23 protein-coding genes and 6 pseudogenes are annotated in these 23,858 nt (G+C 42.0%); 24 read left to right on the top strand and 5 right to left on the bottom strand.

What is annotated here, in order from left to right:
* Positions 1–18 precede the first annotated feature (18 nt).
* Positions 19–282 (top strand): annotated as a pseudogene (locus ACERC5_RS00330) (transposase family protein); the annotation flags it as partial.
* Between the two features lie 32 nt (positions 283–314).
* Here the strand turns inward: ACERC5_RS00330 and ACERC5_RS00325 are convergent.
* Positions 315–1,445 (bottom strand): annotated as a pseudogene (locus tag ACERC5_RS00325) (ISL3 family transposase).
* 125 nt (positions 1,446–1,570) lie between these two features.
* Between ACERC5_RS00325 and ACERC5_RS00320 the strand changes: the two are divergent.
* The 10 genes and pseudogenes from ACERC5_RS00320 to ACERC5_RS00275 form a co-directional block, all read left to right on the top strand.
* A pseudogene (locus tag ACERC5_RS00320) lies at positions 1,571–2,368 on the top strand (transposase); the annotation flags it as partial.
* Positions 2,346–2,513: pseudogene (locus ACERC5_RS00315) on the top strand (IS3 family transposase); the annotation flags it as partial. The pseudogenes ACERC5_RS00320 and ACERC5_RS00315, both read left to right, overlap by 23 nt.
* Positions 2,514–2,559: 46 nt before the next feature.
* A pseudogene (locus tag ACERC5_RS00310) lies at positions 2,560–2,928 on the top strand (helical hairpin domain-containing protein); the annotation flags it as partial.
* 48 nt (positions 2,929–2,976) lie between these two features.
* The gene (locus ACERC5_RS00305) at positions 2,977–3,732 is read left to right on the top strand and encodes a DeoR/GlpR family DNA-binding transcription regulator (RefSeq protein WP_373659868.1); all 756 of its coding nucleotides are present in this window, start codon (positions 2,977–2,979) and stop codon (positions 3,730–3,732) included.
* Between the two features lie 182 nt (positions 3,733–3,914).
* A complete protein-coding gene (gene lacA, locus ACERC5_RS00300; protein WP_373659866.1) occupies positions 3,915–4,343 on the top strand; it encodes a galactose-6-phosphate isomerase subunit LacA in 429 nt (142 codons plus the stop codon).
* 23 nt (positions 4,344–4,366) lie between these two features.
* Entirely contained in the window at positions 4,367–4,882 is a 516-nt protein-coding gene (lacB, locus tag ACERC5_RS00295; protein ID WP_373658474.1) for a galactose-6-phosphate isomerase subunit LacB, read from the top strand.
* Between the two features lie 61 nt (positions 4,883–4,943).
* A complete protein-coding gene (locus ACERC5_RS00290; protein ID WP_373658473.1) occupies positions 4,944–5,261 on the top strand; it encodes a PTS lactose/cellobiose transporter subunit IIA in 318 nt (105 codons plus the stop codon).
* On the top strand, positions 5,261–6,961 hold the full coding sequence (locus tag ACERC5_RS00285) for a lactose-specific PTS transporter subunit EIIC (RefSeq protein ID WP_373658471.1): 1,701 nt from the start codon (positions 5,261–5,263) through the stop codon (positions 6,959–6,961). The genes ACERC5_RS00290 and ACERC5_RS00285 overlap by 1 nt, the downstream gene beginning before the upstream one ends.
* Positions 6,962–7,037: 76 nt before the next feature.
* Positions 7,038–8,444, top strand: coding sequence for a 6-phospho-beta-galactosidase (gene lacG, locus ACERC5_RS00280; RefSeq protein WP_373658470.1), 1,407 nt, complete (start codon positions 7,038–7,040; stop codon positions 8,442–8,444).
* 63 nt (positions 8,445–8,507) lie between these two features.
* Positions 8,508–9,392, top strand: coding sequence for an aldose 1-epimerase family protein (locus ACERC5_RS00275; protein WP_373659909.1), 885 nt, complete (start codon positions 8,508–8,510; stop codon positions 9,390–9,392).
* A 243-nt stretch (positions 9,393–9,635) separates the two neighbouring features.
* Here the strand turns inward: ACERC5_RS00275 and ACERC5_RS00270 are convergent, their stop codons facing one another.
* Entirely contained in the window at positions 9,636–10,100 is a 465-nt protein-coding gene (locus ACERC5_RS00270) for a MerR family transcriptional regulator (protein ID WP_373659864.1), read from the bottom strand.
* A 75-nt stretch (positions 10,101–10,175) separates the two neighbouring features.
* On the opposite strand from ACERC5_RS00270, the gene ACERC5_RS00265 reads away from it, so the two are divergent.
* The gene (locus ACERC5_RS00265) at positions 10,176–11,285 is read left to right on the top strand and encodes a carboxylesterase family protein (RefSeq protein WP_373659862.1); all 1,110 of its coding nucleotides are present in this window, start codon (positions 10,176–10,178) and stop codon (positions 11,283–11,285) included.
* Between the two features lie 200 nt (positions 11,286–11,485).
* Here the strand turns inward: ACERC5_RS00265 and ACERC5_RS00260 are convergent, their stop codons facing one another.
* From ACERC5_RS00260 to ACERC5_RS00250, 3 genes and pseudogenes are all read right to left on the bottom strand, one after another.
* Entirely contained in the window at positions 11,486–11,779 is a 294-nt protein-coding gene (locus ACERC5_RS00260) for a DUF5960 family protein (protein ID WP_373659861.1), read from the bottom strand.
* A pseudogene (locus ACERC5_RS00255) lies at positions 11,766–12,069 on the bottom strand (hypothetical protein). The gene ACERC5_RS00260 and the pseudogene ACERC5_RS00255 overlap by 14 nt, the downstream one beginning before the upstream one ends.
* Before the next feature lie 102 nt (positions 12,070–12,171).
* A complete protein-coding gene (locus ACERC5_RS00250; protein ID WP_373659860.1) occupies positions 12,172–12,390 on the bottom strand; it encodes a hypothetical protein in 219 nt (72 codons plus the stop codon).
* A gap of 29 nt (positions 12,391–12,419) precedes the next feature.
* On the opposite strand from ACERC5_RS00250, the gene ACERC5_RS00245 reads away from it, so the two are divergent.
* The 12 genes from ACERC5_RS00245 to ACERC5_RS00190 all read left to right on the top strand — a co-directional run bounded on the left by ACERC5_RS00245 (position 12,420) and on the right by ACERC5_RS00190 (position 23,858).
* Positions 12,420–12,572 (top strand): hypothetical protein, encoded by a 153-nt coding sequence (locus ACERC5_RS00245; RefSeq protein ID WP_373658463.1) that lies wholly within the window; start codon positions 12,420–12,422, stop codon positions 12,570–12,572.
* Positions 12,573–12,606: 34 nt separating this feature from the next.
* Positions 12,607–12,894, top strand: a complete 288-nt coding sequence (locus tag ACERC5_RS00240) for a hypothetical protein (RefSeq protein ID WP_373659859.1) — start codon at positions 12,607–12,609, stop codon at positions 12,892–12,894.
* 103 nt (positions 12,895–12,997) lie between these two features.
* Positions 12,998–15,463 carry a DNA gyrase subunit A gene (gyrA, locus tag ACERC5_RS00235; RefSeq protein WP_373659858.1) on the top strand — a complete coding sequence of 822 codons (2,466 nt, stop codon included), beginning with the start codon at positions 12,998–13,000 and terminating at the stop codon, positions 15,461–15,463.
* Complete coding sequence (locus ACERC5_RS00230) at positions 15,447–16,196, top strand: class A sortase (RefSeq protein ID WP_373659857.1); 750 nt, start codon at positions 15,447–15,449, stop codon at positions 16,194–16,196. Before gyrA ends, ACERC5_RS00230 begins: the two co-directional genes overlap by 17 nt.
* Positions 16,197–16,243: 47 nt before the next feature.
* Positions 16,244–16,663, top strand: coding sequence for a VOC family protein (locus ACERC5_RS00225; RefSeq protein ID WP_373658459.1), 420 nt, complete (start codon positions 16,244–16,246; stop codon positions 16,661–16,663).
* A gap of 420 nt (positions 16,664–17,083) precedes the next feature.
* Entirely contained in the window at positions 17,084–17,683 is a 600-nt protein-coding gene (locus ACERC5_RS00220; protein WP_373658478.1) for a class I SAM-dependent methyltransferase, read from the top strand.
* The gene (locus ACERC5_RS00215; protein WP_373658458.1) at positions 17,670–18,947 is read left to right on the top strand and encodes a pyrimidine-nucleoside phosphorylase; all 1,278 of its coding nucleotides are present in this window, start codon (positions 17,670–17,672) and stop codon (positions 18,945–18,947) included. The genes ACERC5_RS00220 and ACERC5_RS00215 overlap by 14 nt, the downstream gene beginning before the upstream one ends.
* Before the next feature lie 13 nt (positions 18,948–18,960).
* Positions 18,961–19,623: a deoxyribose-phosphate aldolase gene (gene deoC, locus ACERC5_RS00210; RefSeq protein WP_373658457.1), complete on the top strand. Its 663-nt coding sequence runs from the start codon at positions 18,961–18,963 to the stop codon at positions 19,621–19,623.
* A complete protein-coding gene (locus ACERC5_RS00205) occupies positions 19,610–19,999 on the top strand; it encodes a cytidine deaminase (protein ID WP_373658456.1) in 390 nt (129 codons plus the stop codon). Before deoC ends, ACERC5_RS00205 begins: the two co-directional genes overlap by 14 nt.
* Before the next feature lie 81 nt (positions 20,000–20,080).
* On the top strand, positions 20,081–21,142 hold the full coding sequence (locus ACERC5_RS00200) for a BMP family protein (protein WP_373658455.1): 1,062 nt from the start codon (positions 20,081–20,083) through the stop codon (positions 21,140–21,142).
* Positions 21,143–21,271: 129 nt separating this feature from the next.
* Entirely contained in the window at positions 21,272–22,804 is a 1,533-nt protein-coding gene (locus ACERC5_RS00195) for an ABC transporter ATP-binding protein (protein WP_373658454.1), read from the top strand.
* The gene (locus tag ACERC5_RS00190; protein ID WP_373659856.1) at positions 22,797–23,858 is read left to right on the top strand and encodes an ABC transporter permease; all 1,062 of its coding nucleotides are present in this window, start codon (positions 22,797–22,799) and stop codon (positions 23,856–23,858) included. Before ACERC5_RS00195 ends, ACERC5_RS00190 begins: the two co-directional genes overlap by 8 nt.

Here is a 23,858-nt window from a genome sequence, read left to right as displayed (position 1 = left end):
TCATTAGAAAGGTGTCATATGGAACAGTTTAATTTTATCACAAGCCTACTGGAAATTAAAGACCCTAACATTACTATTTTGGAAGTCGTTGATGCTGAAAGTCACAAGGAAGTCATTGCTAAGCTGGACTACCAAGCCCCAAAATGCCAACATTGCCAAGGACAGATGGCGAAATACGACTTCCAAAAACCGTCTAAAATTCCTTATCTTGAATGTGCTGGCTATAAAACGTTGATTCGTTTAAGAAAGCGTCGCTTCCGCTGCCAAAAATGCGGAAAAATGGGCTCTTTGTCAACTGTAGTGGGTTGACCCACTTAACACCGAGAGAGGACAGTTCTTGTCTTCTCTCGTTTTATGTTTATGGCAATGAAAATGCGAGTTTTGTCTTTTCAAAGTTTCTGAAACCAAAGGCGTTGCGCTTAATAACCTTGATGATGTTGTTGGTTGCTTCAATCTTGGCGTTAGAGTAGGGCAATTCCAAGGCATTGACAATCTTGTCCCTACCCTTCAACAATGTTCTAAAAACTGTCTGAAAGACAGGATTAACGCTTGAAATCGTCTCCTCAATCAGCCCAAAGAGCTGGTCAGCTTGCTTTTCTTGAAAATGAAACAGGAGCAGTTGATAAAGTTCGTAGTGTTCTTTAAGCTCTTGGGAATAGCCGAGCAGCTTAGCGACAACCTCCTGATTAGTCAAGTGCCTGCGAAAAACTGGACGATAAAAGCGTTTATCGCTGAGTTTACGACTATCCTGCAGAATCAGTTTCCAGTAGCGTTTGAGGGCTCTGTATTCGTGGGAATTTCGATCAAACTGGTTCATTACTTGGATGCGTAGCCTGTTCATGGCCCTGCTCATATGCTGGACAATGTGGAAACGATCGAGAACGATTTTCGCATTTGGAAATAGTTTCTTAGCGATGTCGTAATAAGGGCTAAACATGTCCATGGTGATGACCTTAACACGGCTTCTAACCGCTCTAGAATAGCTAGGATTTTGAGTGAATCAAAGTCCTGTGCGATGAAGCTCATTTTGCCTTTCTTGAAGCTGTACTCGTCCCAGCTCATGTTAGTTGGTAGCCAGTTCAAGTCTGTCTTGAACTGAAATTCCTTTAGTTTTCGGAAGACGGTTGAGGTCGATACGGCTAAGCTTTCAGCGATGGCCGTCATGGCGACTTTCTCCATCAATTTTTGAGCGATTTTCTGATTAAGAATGACAGGAATTTGATGGTTGACTTGACCAGTGACGTTTCAGCGACAGCCATTTTCCCGCAATTTGAGCAACGAAAGCGGCGCTTTCGCAAGCGAATGAGTGTCTTGTAACCAGCACACTCAAGATAAGGTATTTTGGATAGTTTNTCTTTGTGACTCCCAGCCTCCACAACCTCCAAAATAGTGATATTAGGGTCTTTAATTCCGAGTAGGTTTGTGATAAAATTGAACTGTTCCATATGTGTCTTTCTAATGAGTTGTTTAAGCACTTTTCATTATAGGTCATATGGAACTTTTTTTCTACACTCAAAAGGCTCTATAATCTCCATGGTGGATTTACCCACTACAGAAATTATAGAGCCGAAAAATGGCGGTCGCGGAGACATCACTGGTCAAGAAAAACCACCTCTTACTGTTATCCTGAATCAGAAAATTGTCCAGAAGCTGATTGAGAAAGTCGCTATGACAGCCATCGCTGAAAGTTTAGCCGTATCGACCTCAACCGTCTTCCGAAAGCTAAAGGAAGGCCAGTTCAAGACTGATCTGACCTGGCTCCCTGAGAACATGTCCTGGGACTCAAACAGTCTGGGGAGAGACTGTTTGAGGTGCGAGCCTTGAAACGAGAAAGCGAGCAACAGTTTCAAGAAAGGAAAAATGAGCTTCATTGCTCAGGATTTTGACTCGCTTAAAATTGTGGCAATCCTAGATGGTCGAACCAAAGCTACCATTCGCAACCACTTTCTACGCTATTCTAGGGCGGTCAGAAGCCGAGTCAAGGTCATCACTATGGACATGTTTAGCCCTTGCTACGACATCGCTAAGAAACTATTTCCGAATGCCAAAATCGTCCTTGATCGCTTCTACCTCTCGCTTTCAAATTTCTTAGCTCGAGGCTAAAATAGTCCACTGGACTATTTTACTCCAACACATGAGCAGAGCCATGAATCGCCTGCGTGTCCAAATCATAAACCAGTTTGACCGAAAATCCCACGAGTATAGGGCGCTCAAGCGCTACTGGAAACTGATTCAGCAGGATAGTCGAAAGCTCAGCGATAAACGCTTCTATCGCCCAACTTTTCGTACGCACTTGACTAATCAGGAGATCGTCGCTAAGTTGCTCAGCTATTCTCCAGAATTGAAAGAGCACCTACCGCTCTTTCAAACTGGAGTTTATCAACCAGGAGACCTTCCAGTCACTAGAAGAACTAACCCTTAAAACCAAGGACTATGTCCACTGGTGGAACCATCATCGCATTCACGGTAGTCTCGATTACCAAACACCTATGGTTAAGCGAGTTATCGCTTAACAAAAACACTTTATAAAAATTGTACAGAAAAGGGGTGCCTTTTCAAATCAAGGACGGGATGCTCCAAGACCTTGCTCAACTGGAGTTGATGATTACGGATTATCAGGATAAACTTGCTTACCTTAACAAGGTTGCGGAAGTGCTACTCAATCTTGATAACGCAGATCCAGAAAACCGCAGACTAGCCTGGTATGATTATGCCAAGATGAATCTGACCGCAGCTATTGCACTTGAACAGGTAGATCATGAGGTAAAACAATGTCAAGAAGAACTGGGTAAATTAATAGATGATTATGAATATGAAGTGAGACGTGTAGAGAAATTTGTTAATCAAATTGCTGGGAAAGAGAATTTATTTCCAAATCAACAAAAAATGATGGATTTAATATTTTTTGACAATAACACAAACAAATAATGTTGGAAAAGTGATATAATGAAAGTAACAAATTTGAGGAAGTTGAAAATGAAAAAATATAGAAGACACGAAGAAATAGCGCAACTTGTGCAAGAAAAGGGAACGGTTAGGATAGCTGAGTTAGTTGAACGATTCAACATTACAGATATGACGGCTCGACGTGATTTGTCTGAGTTAGAAGAGCAGGGAGTATTGACAAAAATACATGGCGGTGCTCGTAGCAATAATGCTTTTGCCGTGAAAGAGAGTTCTCATCAGGAAAAACACGATAAAAACATTGCAGAAAAGTCTGAAATAGCAAAGAAAGCAGCGGCTTTGATCGAGGATGGCGACACCATCTTTCTGGGTCCGGGCACAACTGTCGAATTGCTAGCAACGGAGATTCAGAATACTGCCTTGTCTGTTGTGACCAATTGCTACCCTGTTTTCAAGCACCTTTATGAGAAAAAGACGGAAACCTTTAAAGTTTATCTCTTAGGTGGCGAAATGCGACAAGTAACGGAATCGTTTGTGGGTGAAATTACAAATACTATCTTAGAAAAGATGAAATTCAGTAAAATGTTTTTTAGTGGCAATGGTGTAAAAGAAGGAGAGGTCATGACTTCTTCCTTTGCAGAAGCTTTTACACAACAAATGGCTTTAAGAAATTCTTTGGAAAAATATTTACTAATTGATACAACCAAGATAGGAAAAGAAGATTTTACAACGTTTTGTCATTTGGGAGAATTAACGGCTGTCATTACAGATTGCATGAGACCAGAACAACTGCAAAAAATTCAAGATTTTACAGAAGTGATTTCTTAGTATAACAAAAAAACCAACAAAAACCACATAAATTGTTTGTTTTTTTATTAAAAAAATCAAAAAAATAAAAAAATAACATTTTTTGAACAAAAAGTGTTGACAAAATGTTACCTTGGGTATATAATCATAGTTGTAAAAAGGTTGGAAACGCTTTTTTATATATTAACTATAAGGAGTACATTATGGCAATTATCATTGGTGCAGATCAAGCTGGACTAAAACTAAAAGATATTATCGTTGACTATCTTAAAGAAAATCAATTAGAGGTTATTGATGTTAGTCAAGGCGAGGTAAGAGATTTTGTCGATACGACTCTTGCTGTTGCCAAAGAGGTTCAAAAGGACGATGAAAACTTGGGTATTGCGATTGATGCTTATGGAGCAGGTAGTTTCATGGTCGCTACCAAGGTAAAAGGTATGGTAGCAGCAGAGGTATCAGATGAGCGGTCTGCCTATATGACGAGAGGTCACAACAATTCTCGGATGATTACAATTGGGTCGGAGATTGTTGGTACAACTCTTGCTAAAAATATTGTTAAAGGATTTGTCTTTGGTTCCTATGATGGTGGTAGACACCAAATTCGTGTAGATATGCTGAATAAAATGGGTTAAAATAGAAGAAGGGGATACTAATTATGAGAATTGCTGTTGGTTGTGACCACATTGTGACAGACGAGAAAATGGCTGTTGTTGATTACCTAAAAAACCAAGGTCATGATGTCATTGACTGCGGGACTTATGACCATGTGAGAACACACTATCCGATTTATGGAAAAAAGGTTGGTGAGGCTGTTGTCAGTGGTCAAGCAGACTTGGGCGTTTGTATCTGCGGAACTGGTGTCGGCATCAACAATGCCGTGAACAAGGTTCCGGGTGTCCGTTCAGCACTTGTCCGAGACATGTCTTCTGCAGTATATGCCAAGGAGGAATTAAATGCCAATGTTATTGGTTTTGGAGGCAAAGTAACAGGGGAGCTTTTGATGTGTGATATTATTGATGCATTCATTGCTGCTGAATACAAAAAAACGCCGGAAAATAAACTGTTGATTGAAAAAATCAGTCAAATTGAAACGCAAAATGCTGAACAAGCTAAACCAGAGTTCTTTAATGAATTTTTAGAAAAATGGAATCGTGGAGAGTATCACGATTAGAACATGGTTACCAATCGTTTAGTCTTTTATAAAAAACACTATCTTTAGGAGGAATTCTCTGATGAATAGAGAAGAAATTACCCTGTTAGGGTTTGAAATCGTTGCTTATGCAGGCGATGCACGCTCACGTCTCCTGGAAGCCTTATCGGCTGCACAAGCGGGTGATTATGACAAAGCTGAATCACTTGTTGAGGCAGCTGGGGAGTGTATCACCAATGCCCATAAAGCTCAGACAAGTTTGCTTCAAAAAGAAGCCCTGGGTGATGATCTGGCCTTTAGTGTGACCTTGATGCACGGTCAAGACCACTTGATGACAACCCTGTTGTTGAAAGATATGATGAAACATATGATTGAACTTTACAGAAGGAGTAATCGCTAATGAATGCTTTGATTAATGCGTTAGAAAAACAAAAGCCATTGTTTGAGAAAATTTCACGGAACATTTATCTCCGTGCTATTCGTGATGGCTTTATCGCCAGCATGCCAGTTATTCTTTTCTCTAGTATCTTCCTGTTGATTGCATTTGTGCCAAACATTTTCGGTTTTACTTGGAGTGATGATGTTGTCAGCATGCTGATGAAACCTTATGGCTATACGATGGGTGTTGTTGCCTTGCTGGTTGCTGGAACAACAGCGAAATCATTAACAGATTCGGTTAACCGTGATTTGGAAAGCACCAATCAGATTAACTACATGTCTACCATGTTGGCATCAATTACAGGCTTTTTGTTGCTAGCTTCTGATTCTATCGAGGGTGGTTTTGCTAATGGCTTTTTGGGTACGAAGGGGTTGCTTTCTGCCTTCCTGGCGGCTTTTATCACCGTTAACATTTATAAAGTCTGTGTTAAAAACAATGTCACCATTCGCATGCCTGCCGAAGTTCCACCGAATATTTCACAGGTATTCAAAGATTTGTTCCCATTCTCGTTCTCAATCTTTGCGCTCTATGGTTTAGATTTGCTTGCTCGCAATACCATTGGAACCAGTGTTGCTGAAGCTATCGGTACACTTCTTGCACCGCTCTTTACAGCAGCGGATGGTTACCTTGGTATTACCATTATCTTTGGTGCTTATGCCCTCTTCTGGTTTGTTGGTATCCATGGTCCATCAATTGTTGAGCCAGCGATTGCAGCTATTACTTACGCTAACATTGAAACGAACTTGCAGTTACTCCAAGCAGGTCAACATGCCGATAAAGTGTTGACTTCAGGAACACAAATGTTCATCGTGACCATGGGTGGTACTGGTGCAACCTTGGTAGTCCCATTCATGTTCATGTGGTTGACAAAATCAAAACGCAATCAGGCCATTGGACGTGCCTCAGTTGTTCCGACTTTCTTCGGTGTTAACGAACCAATTTTGTTTGGTGCACCGCTTGTTCTTAACCCAATTTTCTTTGTACCGTTTATCTTGACTCCAATTGTTAACGTCTGGATTTTCAAATTCTTCGTTGATACCTTGGGCATGAACAGTTTCTCTGTGAACCTTCCTTGGACAACTCCAGGACCGCTGGGCATTATCATGGGAACGCAATTTGCAGCCCTATCATTTGTACTTGCAGCTTTGCTTATTGTTGTTGACGTTGCCATCTATTACCCATTCTTGAAAGTGTATGATGACCAAATTTTGGCTGAGGAAGCGGCTGGTACCAGCAATGATATCTTGAAAGAAAAAGTTGCGGCGAACTTTAATACAGCTAAAGCGGATGCCATTCTTGAAAAAGCTGGTGTGACAGAAAAAGCATCAGAAACAGAAATCACTGAGCAGACTAATGTTCTCGTCCTTTGTGCAGGTGGTGGCACCAGTGGTCTCCTGGCTAATGCCTTGAATAAAGCGGCTAAAGAATATGGTGCTCCAGTAACTGCTGCTGCTGGAAGCTATGGTGCTCACCGTGAAATTTTGCCACAGTATCAATTGGTTATTCTAGCCCCTCAAGTCGCTTCTAACTATGAAGATATGAAGGTGGAAACAGATAAACTTGGCATTAAATTGGCTAAGACTGAAGGGGCTCAATACATTGGTTTGACCCGTGATGGTCAAGGTTCACTTGAATTTGTTAAGCAACAATTTGAAAATTAAATAAGAAAACATGGAAGGTTGGGGGAACTAAGCCTTCTCTTTGGCTTAGAAGAACTAGTTTTAGAAGAGGAATATGATGACAAAAACATTGCCAAAAGACTTTATTTTCGGTGGCGCAACAGCTGCTTACCAAGCAGAAGGGGCAACAAAAACAGATGGTAAGGGGTCGGTTGCTTGGGATAAATACCTGGAAGAAAATTACTGGTACACTGCAGAGCCAGCTAGTGATTTTTATAACCGTTATCCAGTTGATTTGAAGTTAGCAGAGGAATTTGGTGTTAATGGCATTCGGATTTCAATTGCTTGGTCACGCATTTTTCCAACTGGATTTGGAGAGGTCAATCCCAAAGGTGTTGCATACTATCACAATCTTTTTGAGGAATGCCATAAACGTGGGGTGGAGCCATTTGTCACGTTGCACCATTTTGATACCCCGGAAGCACTACATTCAAATGGTGACTTCTTGAACCGTGACAATATTGACCACTTTGTGAATTATGCAGCCTTTTGCTTTGAAGAATTCACAGAAGTTAATTACTGGACAACCTTCAATGAAATTGGTCCAATTGGTGATGGGCAATACTTGGTTGGAAAATTCCCTCCTGGAATCCAGTACGATTTAGCTAAAGTGTTCCAATCTCACCATAACATGATGGTTTCTCATGCGCGTGCGGTTAAACTCTATAAAGATAAGGGTTATACTGGTGAAATTGGTGTGGTTCATGCTTTGCCGACCAAATACCCATATGATCCTGAAAACCCAGAAGACGTTCGTGCAGCGGAATTAGAGGATATTATCCATAATAAATTTATCCTTGATGCCACCTATTTGGGTCATTATTCTGAAGCAACTATGACTGGTGTTCGTCACATTTTAGCAACAAATGGCGGGGAATTAGATCTCCGTGATGACGATTTTGCAGCCTTAGAAGCAGCCAAAGCTCTTAATGATTTCTTGGGAATTAACTATTATATGAGTGATTGGATGCGGGCTTTCGATGGTGAGACGGAAATCATTCATAATGGCAAGGGAGAAAAAGGCAGTTCTAAATACCAAATTAAGGGGATAGGACGTCGTGAGGCACCTGGCAATATTCCAAAAACTGACTGGGATTGGATTATTTACCCACAAGGGTTGTATGATCAAATCATGCGTGTCAAAACAGATTATCCAAACTATAAAAAAATCTATATTACAGAAAACGGTTTGGGTTATAAAGATGAATTTGTCGATGGTACTGTTTATGATGATGGTCGGATTGACTATGTCAAAAAACACCTAGAAGTGATTTCTGATGCGATTGCTGACGGTGCAAATGTCAAAGGCTACTTTATCTGGTCTCTGATGGATGTTTTCTCATGGTCAAACGGCTACGAAAAACGTTATGGTTTGTTCTATGTTGATTTTGAAACTCAAGAAAGATACCCTAAGAAATCGGCTTATTGGTACAAAGAAGTAGCTGAGACATTAACAATTTTATAAGAGATATTTTTGATGGGAGGGTCGCACTTAACGCCTCTCCCTCTTCTGCGTGGAGGATAGATGATGGTTATTCAATTAAAAAATGATGAGCTAACGGTTGAATTTTCAACTTTTGGCGGAGCTCTTTCGTCAATCAAAGATAAAGACGGTATCGAATACCTTTGGCAGGGAGATGCCACTTATTGGAGTGGGCAAGCACCAGTTCTTTTTCCTATTTGTGGCAGCTTGCGAAATGACAAAGCTATTTACGACGATAATGAAGTTGGTTTTATGCCACGTCATGGTCTTGTTCGTAAGTGTGAATTTGAATTAGTAGACCATAGTGAGAATCAGGTAACATTTGGTATTCAAGCAACTGATGAGATGTTGGCACAATACCCTTATCGGTTTGAATTGAAGATTACTTATACCTTAATTGGAAAAACGCTTAGGACAACTTATCAGGTAATCAACCATGAAACAGAGAAGGAATTGCCTTATTTTATCGGTGGTCATCCTGGTTTCAATTGTCCTCTACTTGATGGTGAAGCTTACGAAGATTATTATCTGGAGTTCGAGACTGATGAAACCTGTACCGTTCCACGGAGCTTCCCAGAAACTGGTTTGTTGGATGTAAACGACCGAACACCATTTTTGAATGGACAAAAGATTTTAGATTTAGATTACGATTTATTTAGTCATGATGCGATTACGCTAGATCAACTGATTTCTCGTAGTGTCAGCCTCAAATCTAGAACAAGTCATAAGGGTCTGAGAGTGGATTTTGCTGACTTTTCAAATCTTATCATTTGGTCAACAACCAATAAAGGTCCATTTATTGCCCTGGAACCCTGGAGTGGTCTCTCGACGTCTCTTGAGGAAAGTGATGACTTCCATCAAAAACGTCAAGTTGAAATGATTGAACCTGATCAAATGAATCGTAAAGAGTTTGACATCACGATCTTATAAAGGTAAGAATCGTTTTAATTTTTATTAGCGAGCCTCCATATTGTTCGTGGAGGTTTTTATTATTAAGCATAGCCAGGAGCACTCTGAAAGTCATACAGTAACTTCGATTGTCCAAATAGGACAATTCAAAAAAAGTCTTTGGCACTAGAACAGGTGACCAGGCTAGTGAATCCACATAAAACAATTTATACTTTTGTTTGTTATAGCAATTGTACTAATTAGAAATTTAATTTTTCAGTCATTTTAGATTAATAAGCTAGCGATATCGGGATGTAGTTGTCCACTGTTAACCTGTTCAATCCAACTGTTAACAGGCTTATGAGATGAATTGTGTTCAAACCAATCAAAGGATACGAATTCATCAATAAGTTGTTCGTGTGATTCAAGAGCGTTAAGTCTACGTTTTAAGGATATGAGTTGTTTAAGCTGATTCTCACTGTGAGATTTTTGGTCATTGATTAACTCTAGAATCAGTGTTTTTGTTAGGGTCTTCTCAGTTATTTTTCTCAATATTGTCCTGATTTGTTCAAGAGTTAAGCCCAAGCCTGAAAAGTACAAAATGAGATGGAGTGTTTTGACTCTTTGGTCAGGGTAATTACGGTAGTTATTGGGTAAACGCTCAGGCTCAGGCAGAAGTCCTCTTCGCTCGTAATATCGGATGGTGGAGATAGGTAGTCCTGTTGCTTTTGCTAATTCTTTAATTGTCATAATCTTACCTCTTGACATTAAACTATGGTTCATAGTTTATACTAAGTTGGATAAAAAAACAAGAGGTTATAGACAATGAGAGCAAGTGTATTTCAAGAGACAACTTTTGGTCGTGTGCACGGTAGTAGCGACGGGGTAACTGAGCGGTTTGCAGGGCTTCGATATGCCCATGCCCAGCACTATGGTATTCCTCAGCCCTTTTCTTATGAAGGTGGCGTGATTGATGCGACCAAGCTGGCACCAATTGCAGCCCAGCCAAACATCTATTTCAAGGAATACTACTTCAAGCAAAATTACAGCAGTCAGGAGCAGACTGAGCACCCGCAAATCCTATCCATTTACCGACCGGTCGGAACGACAGAGGCTGACCAGTTGCCTGTCATGATTTGGATTCATGGAGGAGCATTTACGAATGGGAGTGGGGAGAGTAGTGAGTACACTCCAGATTTATTGGTTTCCCAAGAGCGGGTCATCGTGGTTAATATCAGCTACCGTTTTGGGGGGTTGGGATATTTGCGAGACCAAGCTGGTCACTTGGCCAATCTTGGCTTGCTAGACCAAATTGAAGCAATTAAGTGGATTAAGGCACAAATTGCTCAATTTGGTGGTAATCCTGCTCAAATGACACTCTTTGGCCAATCGGCTGGAGCAGAATCAGTACGAGCCATCCTGCTTGCAGATGGGACAGAAGGTCTTATTCAGAGAGCGATAATACAGAGTGACCCAATCGGGGCTGCACAAGCTGACCGCTCTGCCATGTTCCAAGAGATGCTGGACAAGTTGCTGGAACTCCCGCTAGATGCTCCCCTGTCTGAACTGTTGACTAAGCAGGTGGAGATTGAGGAGACGACCAAGGTCAGGGGGCTGGCTCGTTTTATGAAGTTTGACCCGCACTATGGGGTCTATCCTTTGCCTAGTTTGGCTGAGATTCCTGATCGTTTAGAGGCGCGTGCCAAGGAGGTGACCCTCTTTATCGGCAGTAACACCAGAGAAGTGGCCAGCTTTTTGCCGACCCAGCCTAAGATTTTGGGATTGAGCGACAAACGCCTGGGCCGCAAGGCCATTGAGCTAGTGGTCAAGAAGCTCAGTCGGAAGATTTTTAACCAACCTGCCCTGGACTTTGCCCAAGCCTATGCTGAGGCTGGTGGGAAAACTTACCATTACAGCTTTTTTTGGCAAGATTAGAGCCACCTTGTTGCTGCGGGTCACGATTTAGAATTGCCACTACTTTTTAATTTCTCTGCTTTTCCGGATTCGCCCTTTCTTTTGGGAAAAAGCTGATCTGAAACTCAAGTTGATGGTCAACGACTTCGCAGAGTTTGGGGACAGTTTGCCCGAACAGGTCAGGTTGACCTAGTCGGTATACCGCTTATGTTGGAAATTAATCAAGTTAAATATGTTGTAGTTTTCTTATACGAATATTGGTAGATTAGTGGATTCTCTTCTAAGGTTCTTACCTCAAAAATGAAGAAGTGATCACGGTTATCTCTTGCCTTCTCCTTATTTAGGACAAAGTAATTCTTACGTGAAGTCGCCATTGTTTTGAGGATATCATCGATCAGGAAGGTCAATGGAATATTCATGTTGGAGTAACGGTAGAAGTCACGTTCAAAATCTTGGTAGCTCTCGCTATAATAGTCCATTTGCAGGTGATTACGCTGAAACTCAAGCTGATTCATAAAGCACCTCCTCAACAAGTTCAATACTCAAAATATCTTTCAATTTCAAATTGATGTGGGCTGTTGTAGTTTTTATCAAAATGAAATCCTTATTCAGACTTGGTATTGTTCCAGTGTAGGAAGTTTTTATCAATCAGATGAATGCGCGTGTGTAGCTGCCCAGCGTATACTTGACTGAGGAGTAATAATTTCTTCTCCAGTGACAAATCTGACATGTACGTTATTTTGTTTGTGTCATCAAAGAGTGCTGATGTATGCTCAGATAGGAAAAATCCCATCCATTTTTGCATCTTAGTATCCTGGTGCTCTCTTGCTGACTGAAATGGTAAGTATGAACGGTCAACAGTCTCTTGCGTGATGCGCACGCATTCCATGAAAATTGATTAAATTTTTCATTTCCTACCTGAAAAGACGGGGTCTTCATTGTCAATATTTTTAAATGTATCTAAAACTGTAGGTACATCTTTTGGTAAGATTAATTGTTCCTGCCGTTTACCTCCTTTACCGCGTTTAACGACAACATAAAAATTTCCAGCTTCATCTTGAATGAGATCTTTTCCGGTTAGGTTATGTTTGTGTCTCTTTTTTTTGTGTCTTTTTCGATGATCCATTCAAAATTTTTGGGAAGAAGGATGACGTAATGATGTTAAATGCAACTATTGAAATAAGAGACATAGATGAATTAGCAAGATTTTTGGAAGAAATGCTAGAAAAATATGGAAACAAGGTAATGGATCAAATAAATAAAGATAATCTCTCATATTCCAAAGGAAGTTTTGAATCTGGTTCGTAATTTAAGGAATGCTGCAGCCCATAACAATTGCATCTTGTCTGATTTGAATTCTAAAACAACAGTTTCAACTCAAGCTATTATTGACTTTGTAAAAAGTATAGAAGGAATTACAAAATTCAGTAGAAGAAAAAAATTATCTTCTCGGGCTTTATTAGAATCTGTTGCACTTATTTATGTTTATGATATCTTTTTTGAGATGAACTTTCTTGATGTAGAGTTGCTCATTCCAAGCAATGGCATAAACTACGCAGTTATAACCAATCTTATAACCATATTTTTAGCCCTGATGTTCTGTCATCAATCACTTAAAAACCATCAATGACTTTAAAATAATTAACTGAGAAGTTTAATCGCCGATAAATCTGCTAAATTCCTTAATTTGTGGTATAATGGTAATTGATTAACCTCAAAGAAAGAGAATGGTTATGCAAGATAAAAACCTAGTTACGGTCAATTTAACCAGCGAAATGAAAACGAGTTTTATTGACTACGCCATGAGTGTCATCGTGGCTCGGGCTCTTCCGGATGTTCGAGATGGGCTTAAACCTGTTCATCGCCGTATCCTCTATGGCATGAATGAACTTGGTGTGACGCCTGATAAGCCTCACAAAAAATCCGCCCGTATCACGGGTGATGTCATGGGTAAATACCACCCTCATGGGGACAGTTCTATCTATGAGGCCATGGTGCGAATGGCTCAGTGGTGGAGCTACCGCCACATGCTGGTTGACGGTCACGGCAACTTTGGCTCCATGGATGGTGATGGGGCTGCTGCTCAGCGTTACACCGAAGCTCGCATGAGTAAGATTGCCCTTGAAATGCTCCGTGACATCAACAAAAACACCGTTGATTTTACCGACAACTACGATGGCAATGAGAAAGAGCCCTTGGTGCTTCCTGCTCGCTTCCCTAACCTCTTGGTGAATGGAGCGACAGGGATTGCCGTTGGTATGGCAACCAATATCCCCCCTCATAACCTCGGTGAAACCATCGAGGCAGTCAAGTTGGTGATGGACAAGCCAGAGGTGACGACGCGTGAATTGATGGAGGTTTTGCCTGGACCAGACTTCCCTACAGGGGCTCTGGTTATGGGGAAATCAGGCATTCACCGCGCTTACGATACAGGTAAAGGGTCGATTGTTCTGAGGTCACGAACTGAAATCGAAACCACCAAGTCTGGTCGAGAACGCATCGTGGTGACAGAATTCCCTTACATGGTCAACAAAAGTAAGGTCCTTGAGCATATTGTTAAGCTTGCTCAGGAGAAGCGAATAGAAGGCATCACCGCTGTTCGGGATGAGTCCAGTCGTGAAGGGGTACGGATGGTGATTGAAGTTAAGCGTGATGCCTCAGTTAGTGTTATCCTCAACAACCTCTTCAAGCTGACGCAGCTTCAAACTAATTTTAGTTTTAACATGCTGGCCATTGAAAATGGCATTCCAAAAATCCTCTCCCTGAGGGCGATTTTGGATAATTACATCGCTCACCAGAAGGAAGTCATTGTTCGTCGCACCCAATTTGATAAAGACAAGGCAGAAAGTAAGGCGCATATCTTAGCCGGTCTTTTGATTGCCCTTGATCACATTGATGAAGTCATTCGGATTATCCGAAATAGTGAGACAGATGCCCAAGCTCAGGCAGAATTGATGGCTAAGTTTGACCTGTCAGAGCGTCAGAGTCAAGCTATCTTGGATATGCGTCTGCGTCGTTTGACGGGCTTGGAACGTGACAAGATTCAGTCCGAATATGATGAGTTAATTGCCTTGATTGCTGATTTGGCTGATATTCTGGCTAAACCAGAGCGGGTAGTGACCATCATTAAGGATGAGATGGATGAGATTAAGCGCAAGTATGACGATGCCCGCCGCACGGAACTTATGGTCGGTGAAGTATTGTCTATTGAAGATGAAGATTTAATCGAAGAAGAAGATGTCTTGATTACTCTGTCCAACAAGGGTTATATCAAACGCTTGGCGCAAGATGAATTTCGTGCTCAGAAACGAGGTGGTCGTGGGGTGCAAGGAACTGGTGTCAATGATGATGACTTTGTTCGTGAGCTAGTGTCTACCAGCACCCACGACGCCATGCTCTTCTTTACGAATAAAGGAAGGGTATATCGTCTGAAGGGCTATGAAATTCCAGAATACGGTCGGACTGCCAAGGGTCTTCCTGTCGTCAACCTGCTCAAGTTAGATGAGGGGGAAACGATTCAGACCATTATCAATGTCAAAACTGATGACTTCAAGGATAAGCACCTCTTCTTCACGACCCGTCAAGGAGTGATTAAGCGGACTAGCCTATCTGAATTTGGCAACATCCGTCAAAATGGACTAAGAGCACTCAATCTGAGGGACGAAGATGAGTTGATTAACGTCCTGTTGACATCGGGTCAAGACGACATCATTATCGGGACTCAGACGGGTTATTCTGTTCGTTTCAACGAAGAAACCATCCGAAGCATGAGCCGTGTCGCGACCGGGGTTAAAGGTGTAACTTTAAGAGAAGGTGACCGTGTCGTCGGCGCAGCCCAAATCAATGATGATCAGGAAGTCTTGATTATCACCGAAAAAGGCTTTGGTAAACGGACCTCAGCGACCGAATACCCAACCAAGAACCGTGGAGGTAAAGGTATTAAAACTGCTAACATCACCAGCAAAAACGGGGCCTTGGCAGGTTTAGTAACCGTATCAGGAGATGAGGACATCATGATTATCACTGATACAGGGGTTATTATCCGAACACGCGTGGCAGATATTTCTCAAACCGGTCGCTCAACCCAAGGGGTTAAGGTTATGAGACTAGATGAGGAAGCAAAAATTGTCACCTTTGCTTTGGTCAAGCCTGAGGAAATAAATGAAGAAAATGAGGCAGAACATGACGAAAACTCGTAAAACCAAACATTCAAAAAGACTAGGACGTTTCCTCTACAATCTATTCTTGTTTCTTCTAGTTATTGTTGGTTTGGCTTTGATTTTTAACAAGTCTATCCGCAATTTTATCATAGGGCAAAATAGTAATAAATATCAGGTGACACAAGTCACTAAGGAAGAAATTGAGGCCAACAAAGAAGCGGAAGCTAGCTTTGACTTTGCTGCTGTACAGTCGCTCAGTACGGAAGCTGTTCTAGCAGCCCAGATGAATGCTCAAAACTTACCTGTTATCGGAGGCATTGCTATTCCTGAGTTGGAAATTAATCTACCGATTTTTAAAGGGGTTGGGAATACCGAGATTGCTTATGGTGCAGGCACCATGAAGCCTGATCAGGTGATGGGAGAGCGTAACTATGCACTCGCTAGCCACCATATCTTCGGTATTGAAGGAGCTTCTAAAATGCTCTTTTCACCGCTGGACAATGCTCAAAACGGTATGAAAATCTACTTGACTGACAAGGAGAAAATCTATACCTATGTCATTTCTGAGGTCAAGGTCGTATCACCTGAACACGTTGAGGTCATTGATGACCGTCCTGGTCAAACGGAGGTGACCTTGGTGACTTGTACAGACTTTGATGCGACGAATCGGATTATCGTCCACGGCACTTTCCAAGAGTCTGTAGAATTTGCAAAAGCACCAACGGAAGTCCTTAAAGCCTTTGAAATGAAGTACAACCAGCGTATTTTTTAAGACAATCCCCCTCGCAAATGCGAGGGGTTCTTAGTAAGGAGAAAGAGATGACACTTGACTTATCAGCCATTCATCATGTGGCGATTATCGTCTCAGACTATGATCGGTCCCGTGATTTTTATGTTAACAAGCTGGGTTTTGAAGTGATTCGTGAGAACCATCGTCCAGAACGCCATGATTATAAATTAGATTTACGTTGCGGGACTATTGAGCTAGAGATTTTTGGCAATAAGCTGAGCGATGCTGCCTACGTTGCACCGCCCAAGCGGATAGGCAGACCAGAGTACGACCGAGAGGCCTGCGGTCTTAGACACCTAGCCTTTTATGTTCCAGACGTTAAAACAACAGTAGCAGAATTAACCAAGCTAGGGATTGCTTGTGAACCCATTCGTTATGATGACTACACAGGGAAAGCCATGACCTTCTTTTTTGATCCAGATGGCTTGCCACTAGAGTTGCATGAGTAGAACAATTAAGTTTTATCAATTTAATAATTAGTTCAAATCCATACTTCTAATTTACAACCGGTGATTCTTTTAAATAGCACCTTAGAGCATCAGATAACAAATCTAAGCTCTAGGGTGTTTTTAATGACATGAGGTTAAGCGGTGAACGAGAATTGGAATAGATTGCGTCAATAGAACATTCTAAAATAGAAAAATACTGCAGGATTTTTCTATTTTAGAATGTTTGCAAGGTTAAATATACAACGAATAGTGAACCATTAGAAGATCTCTTATATTTAGTTCTAGTAGCAAATGTGGTGACAACACTCTTATACGTTTATCTGAGGGGATATGGTTTTTATTTACTAGTATCAGATAGGTGTTGAAAACATTTTCAAAAAATGTTATAATTACTTTCTGGGATGAAAGTAGGTGATAACGATAACACAGATGTATTATGCGGAAAATCCAGATGCTGCTCATGACATTCATGATTTAAGCGTGACCTTGCTAGGTGAAACGTTTCAATTTTATACTGATGCAGGGGTTTTCTCGAAAAAAATGATTGACTACGGTAGTCAGGTATTGCTGAGTTGCTTAGATGATGTGACTTCAGGTCAGACCTTGCTTGATGTTGGCTGTGGCTATGGACCTCTTGGCATTGCTCTGGCAAAAACACAAGGTGTGGTGCCTACTATGATTGATGTCAATAGCAGAGCGATTGGGCTTGCCCAGAAAAATGCTGAGAGAAACGGTGTGATTGCGACGATTTACCAGTCAGATCTCTACGCTCAGGTGGAGGGACAGTTTGATGCCATTATCAGCAACCCACCCATTCGAGCAGGAAAACAGGTTGTTCATGCCATTATCGAGCAGGCGCCAACTTATCTGAAAACAGGTGGGCATTTGACTATTGTGATTCAAAAGAAACAAGGCGCACCGAGTGCCAAAACGAAGATGGCAGAGGTTTTTGAGAATTGTGAGATTTTGAAAAAGGATAAGGGCTACTATATTCTAAGGAGTTACTATGAGAACAGTTGACTTAATCCAGAAAAAACGAGACGGCAAGGAGCTGTCAACAGAAGAAATTTATTGGTTAATTGATGGCTATGCCAAAGGTGATGTGCCAGATTATCAGATGTCAGCTTTGGCTATGGCAATCTATTTTAGAGGCATGACCACGAGGGAAACCAGTGACTTGACCATGGCCATGGTAGGCACTGGTCAGCAGATTGACCTCTCAGCCATCCCAGGGATAAAGACTGATAAGCACTCAACAGGTGGTGTCGGAGATAAGGTGACCTTGATCCTAGCTCCCCTCGTTGCTAGTTTTGAAGTACCTGTGGCAAAAATGAGCGGTCGAGGTCTAGGGCATACAGGTGGTACTCTGGACAAGCTGGAATCTATCAAAGGATTTCAGATTGAGCGTAGCGAGGAAGAATTTATCAAGCAGGTTCAGGACATCAATATCGCAGTCATCGGTCAATCTGATCAGTTGGTGCGAGCAGACAAGCTCCTCTATGCCCTGCGCGATGTGACAGCGACTGTGGATATTATTCCTTTAATCGCAAGCTCGGTCATGAGTAAAAAAATTGCTGCGGGCTCAGATGCTATTCTGCTTGATGTGACTGTTGGAGACGGGGCTTTCATGAAGACCATTGAGGATGCCAAACAGCTCTCTCGTACCATGGTTGACCTCGGAAAAGCTGTTAACCGCCAGACGATTGCGGTCATCACAGACATGAGTCAGCCACTTGGACGCGCTATTGGCAACCGCTTAGAGGTATTGGAAGCTCTTGACATCATGCAGGGACAGGGGCGCGAGGACATCACACATTTTATCTGCGAACTGGCTCAGCTCATGCTTGATTTAGCAGGCGTTACCAAGTCTCTTGATGAGATTAGAGAGCATTTGGTCAATGGCAGAGCTTTGGACAAATTCAAGCAGATGATTCTTGCTCAAGGCGGAGACCTTGATGACCTGTTCCGTCCGAGCACAGCAGCCTATGTTACAGAGGTTTATGCTAAAAAAACAGGTTACATTACTGCTCTTCCAGCTTTAGAATTTGGCCTATATGCTATGCGGCTAGGTGCAGGACGCGCTGTAAAAACCGATTCATTGGACTTTGAAACAGGCATAGTGTTCGATAAAAAGGTGGGTGACTCGGTTAAAGAAGGGGAAGTTATCGCCAAAATCTATTCCAATGAAAAAATTGATTCAAAAGGGCTTACAAATTTCCAAAAAAATGTTACAATAGGTGAAGAGAAAATTGTCCCTAAAGAAATCATCACCATTATCAGATAAAGGAGGAGATTAAATGACAATCAATACTTACATCGACCATACCCTGCTTAAAGCAGACAGTCGCAAAGACCAAATCGACCAACTGATTGCAGAGGCTATTCAACATCAGTTTGCTAGCGTCTGTGTCAATCCGACTTGGGTGAGTTATTGTTCGGAAAAGCTGAATGAAACAACTGTAAAAGTGTGTACCGTTGTCGGATTTCCTCTGGGAGCGACAACCAGTGCTGTCAAAGCATTTGAAACAACGAACGCTATCGAGAATGGCGCAGACGAGATTGACATGGTTATCAATATCGGTGCTGCCAAAGACGGCAACTGGCAGTTAGTTGAAGACGATATTCGAGCTGTTGTTGAGGCGAGTGGTGACAAAATCGTTAAAGTCATCATCGAAGCCTGCCTGCTGACAGACGAAGAAAAAGTCGCCGCTTGTGAGGCGAGTGTTCGTGCTGGGGCGGATTTCGTTAAGACGTCAACCGGTTTTTCAACTGGCGGTGCGACCTTGGAAGATGTCGCTTTGATGCGTCAGACTGTTGGTCCAGATGTAGGAGTTAAGGCAGCGGGCGGTGCTCGTAGTTTAGCAGATGCCGAAGCCTTTATCAAAGCTGGGGCAACCCGTATTGGAACGTCGTCTGGCGTAGCCATTGTCCAAGGACAGGAGGTCAATGGTGGCTACTAATCTGATTGAATTAGCCATTGAAGCCAGCCAAAACGCCTACGTTCCTTATTCACATTTTCCCATTGGTGCAGCCGTGAAAACCGCAGATGGACAGGTTTACACAGGGTGCAATATTGAAAATGCCAGTTTTGGTCTGACTAATTGTGGTGAGAGAACAGCTATTTTCAAAGCCGTTTCCGATGGGCATCGCGACCTGATTGAACTAGCCGTTTATGGTCAGACAGATCAACCTGTATCGCCTTGTGGCGCTTGTCGCCAAGTCATGGCAGAATTTTTTCCACAGGATGCAAAAATTACATTGATCGCTAAAGACGGTCAGACGGTCGAGATGACGGTCAGGGAATTACTTCCATACTCTTTCACAGACTTGACCTAGTTTGTGAAAACCGCCTCTTTGAGGCAAAGCCATTTAACTTGCAACATTTTGTTGCCAAAAAAATTAGGAGGGTTCATTCAAATGAACAAGAAATATATCGGTGTTGGTTTGACAGCAGTTGCTGTTCTTGGTTTGGCTGCTTGTGGCAACCGTGGTGCTTCTAAAGAAGCTGCATCAGGTACTGAAGCTAAGACTGATTTGAAGGTTGCTATCGTTACAGATACTGGTGGTATAGATGATAAATCATTTAACCAATCAGCTTGGGAAGGTTTGCAAGCTTGGGGTGCTGAAAATGGTTTGTCTAAAGGAAATGGTTACCACTATTTCAGCTCTAACAATGAATCAGAATATGTGACTAACTTTGATACAGCGGTATCAAACGGCTACAATCTTGTTGCAGGTATCGGCTTCCTATTGACAGAAGCTGTTGAAACAACAGCTAAAAACAATACCGACACAAACTTTATCATTGTTGATAATGTTATTGAAGGTTTGGATAACGTTGCTAGCGTAACCTTTGCTGACCACGAAGCTTCTTATTTAGCAGGTGTTGCTGCTGCAAAAGCAACTAAAACTAAGAAAATCGGTTTTGTCGGTGGTATGGAAGGTGTCGTTATCACTCGCTTTGAAAAAGGTTTCTTAGCAGGTGTTGCCTCAGTTGACCCATCAATCAAAGTTGACGTTCAATATGCTGGTTCATTTAGCGATTCAGCTAAAGGTAAAACCATCGCTGCAGCTCAATACGCTGCAGGTGCTGATGTGATTTTCCAAGCTGCTGGTGGTACTGGTGCAGGTGTCTTCTCTGAAGCGAAAGCAATCAACGAAACAAAAAATGAAGCTGAAAAAGTTTGGGTTATCGGTGTTGACCGTGACCAAGCAGAGGAAGGTAAATACACATCTAAAGATGGTAAAGAATCTAACTTTGTTTTAGCATCAACCATCAAAGAAGTTGGTAAAGCTGTTCAATTGATTGCAACTCAAACACAAGACGGTAAATTCCCAGGTGGTGTTGTTACTGTTTACGGTTTGAAAGATGCTGGTGTAGAATTGGCAACAACTAGCCTAGATGATGACGCGAAAAAAGCTGTAGAAGAAGCAAAAGAAGCGATTATCTCAGGTAAAGTTACTGTTCCTGAAAAATAATATAAGAGAAAGGCGACCTGACTAGAGTCGGTCGCTTTTTCCAAAACTGAAGCCTTATGCTTCAGCAAAACCTATCATCGTTTTGATAGGTTTTACTGAATTATAATGTTTGGATGAAAGGAAAACGATATGGCACAACCTGTCATTGATATGCGTGAAATTACCAAGAAATTTGGTGATTTTGTTGCAAACGATCGCATCAATCTTCAAGTCAAAAAAGGCGAAATTCATGCCTTATTGGGTGAGAACGGTGCTGGTAAGTCAACGCTCATGAACATGCTAGCTGGTCTCTTACAACCGACTAGTGGTGAGATTGTGATTAACGGCCAGCCTGTTGTCATCGATTCACCTTCTAAATCAGCTCACCTAGGTATCGGGATGGTTCACCAGCACTTTATGCTTATTGAAGCTTTTACGGTTGCTGAAAATATTATCTTAGGCAATGAAGTTGTTAAAAACGGTGTGCTTGATTTGAAACAAGCTCATAAGGAAATTAAAGCTTTGTCAGAAAAGTATGGCTTGGCTGTTGATCCAGAAGCCAAAGTTGCAGATATTTCTGTTGGAGCACAACAACGTGTAGAGATTTTGAAAACCCTCTATCGTGGTGCTGACATGCTCATTTTTGATGAGCCAACAGCAGTTCTGACTCCCGCTGAGATTCAAGAATTGATGGTTATCATGAAAAATCTGGTCAAGGAAGGCAAGTCGATCATTTTGATTACCCATAAGCTTGATGAGATCCGCGCGGTTGCAGACTGCGTGACGGTTATTCGTCGTGGTAAATCCATTCAAACAGTTGATGTGGCCGGGGCTTCTGCACAAGATTTAGCTGAAATGATGGTCGGACGCTCAGTTTCATTTAAAACTGAAAAACAAGCAGCACAGCCTAAGGACGTTGTCTTGTCTATCAAGGATTTAGTTGTCAATGAAAATCGTGGTGTCCCTGCTGTAAAGAACTTGTCTCTGGATGTACGAGCTGGAGAGATTGTTGGTATTGCAGGGATTGATGGTAATGGACAGAGTGAGTTGATCCAAGCTATCACAGGTCTTCGTAAGATTAAATCAGGTAGTATTACGATAAAAGGGCAAGAAGTCTCAAAAATGACGACCCGCCAAATCACAGAGCTCAGTGTTGGTCATGTTCCTGAGGACCGTCATCGTGACGGATTGATTCTTCAAATGACATTAGCTGAAAACACCGCTTTGCAAACTTACTACAAAGAACCGCTTAGCAAAAATGGTGTCCTTAACTACAATAAAATGAATGAGTACGCTAGAAAGCTAATGGCTGAGTTCGATGTCCGTGGAGCAAATGAATTGGTGCCTGCTAAAGGTTTTTCAGGTGGTAACCAGCAAAAAGCCATTATCGCTCGTGAAGTGGATAGAAACCCTGATTTGCTGATTGTTAGCCAACCCACTCGTGGACTTGATGTTGGTGCGATTGAGTATATTCACCGTCGTCTCATTGAAGAACGTGACAAAGGCAAGGCTGTTTTGGTGGTGAGTTTTGAACTGGATGAAATCCTTAACCTATCTGACAGAATTGCAGTTATCCATGATGGTCAGATTCAAGGTATTGTCTTGCCAGAAGACACCAACAAGCAAGAATTGGGTATTTTGATGGCAGGTGGTCGTATTGAAAAGGAGGCAAACAATGTCTAAAAAAACGCAACAGATTGCTGTACCTCTGATTTCGGTACTGATGGGTCTGATTTTAGGGGCTCTGATTATGCTGCTCTTTGGCTATGATCCTATCTGGGGTTATGAAGGGCTGTTCCAGACAGCATTTGGTAGCTTGAAGAATATCGGTGAAATTGTTCGTGCGATGGCGCCTCTGATTTTAGTGGCACTTGGCTTTACAGTAGCTAGCCGAGCAGGCTTCTTTAATATCGGTCTGTCTGGTCAAGCCTTTGCGGGCTGGTTGGCGGCAGGCTGGTTTGCTTTAGCTTTCCCAGACTTGCCACGACCGCTGATGATTTTCTTAACCGTTGTGATTGGTATGATAGCTGGGGGCATTGCAGGGGCTATCCCTGGTATCTTGCGGGCATTTCTCGGCACAAGTGAAGTTATCGTTACCATCATGATGAACTACATTATCCTTTATTTTGGGAACTATGCTATTCAACAATTGATGGCAGAGCCGCTTAAAAAATCCATTGATTCAACCGTTGCTGTTTCTGCTAATGCGACTTACCGCTTAGGGTGGCTGTCAAGTTTCACCAATAATTCTCGTGCTAACTTAGGCATTTTCCTTGCCTTGATTGCGGTGGCGATTATTTGGTATTTGCTCAACAAGACAACCGTTGGTTTTGAGATTCGCTCAGTGGGACTTAACCCCTATGCCAGTGAGTATGCAGGTATTTCCTCCAAACGAACCATCATTCTCTCAATGATTATCTCAGGTGCTTTGGCGGGATTAGCTGGTGTTGTTGAAGGTCTAGGCACTTTTGAAAACGTCTTTGTTCAATCAAGTTCATTGGCCATCGGATTTGATGGTATGGCTGTCAGTCTTCTGGCAGGTAACAACCCAATCGGCAGTATTTTTGCAGCTTTCTTGTTCGGTACTTTGAGTGTCGGCTCTCCTGGTATGAATATTGCAGGCATTCCACCGGAAGTAGTTAAAATTGTGACAGCTTCTATCATTTTCTTTGTCGGAGCTCACTATGTGATTGAGCGTTACATCAAGCCTAAAAAAGCAGTAAAAGGAGGGAAATAA

The sequence above is a fragment of the Streptococcus sp. E24BD genome, assembly GCF_041807825.1.
Classification (GTDB): domain Bacteria; phylum Bacillota; class Bacilli; order Lactobacillales; family Streptococcaceae; genus Streptococcus; species Streptococcus entericus.
This window is presented reverse-complemented; position numbering and strand designations above follow the sequence as displayed.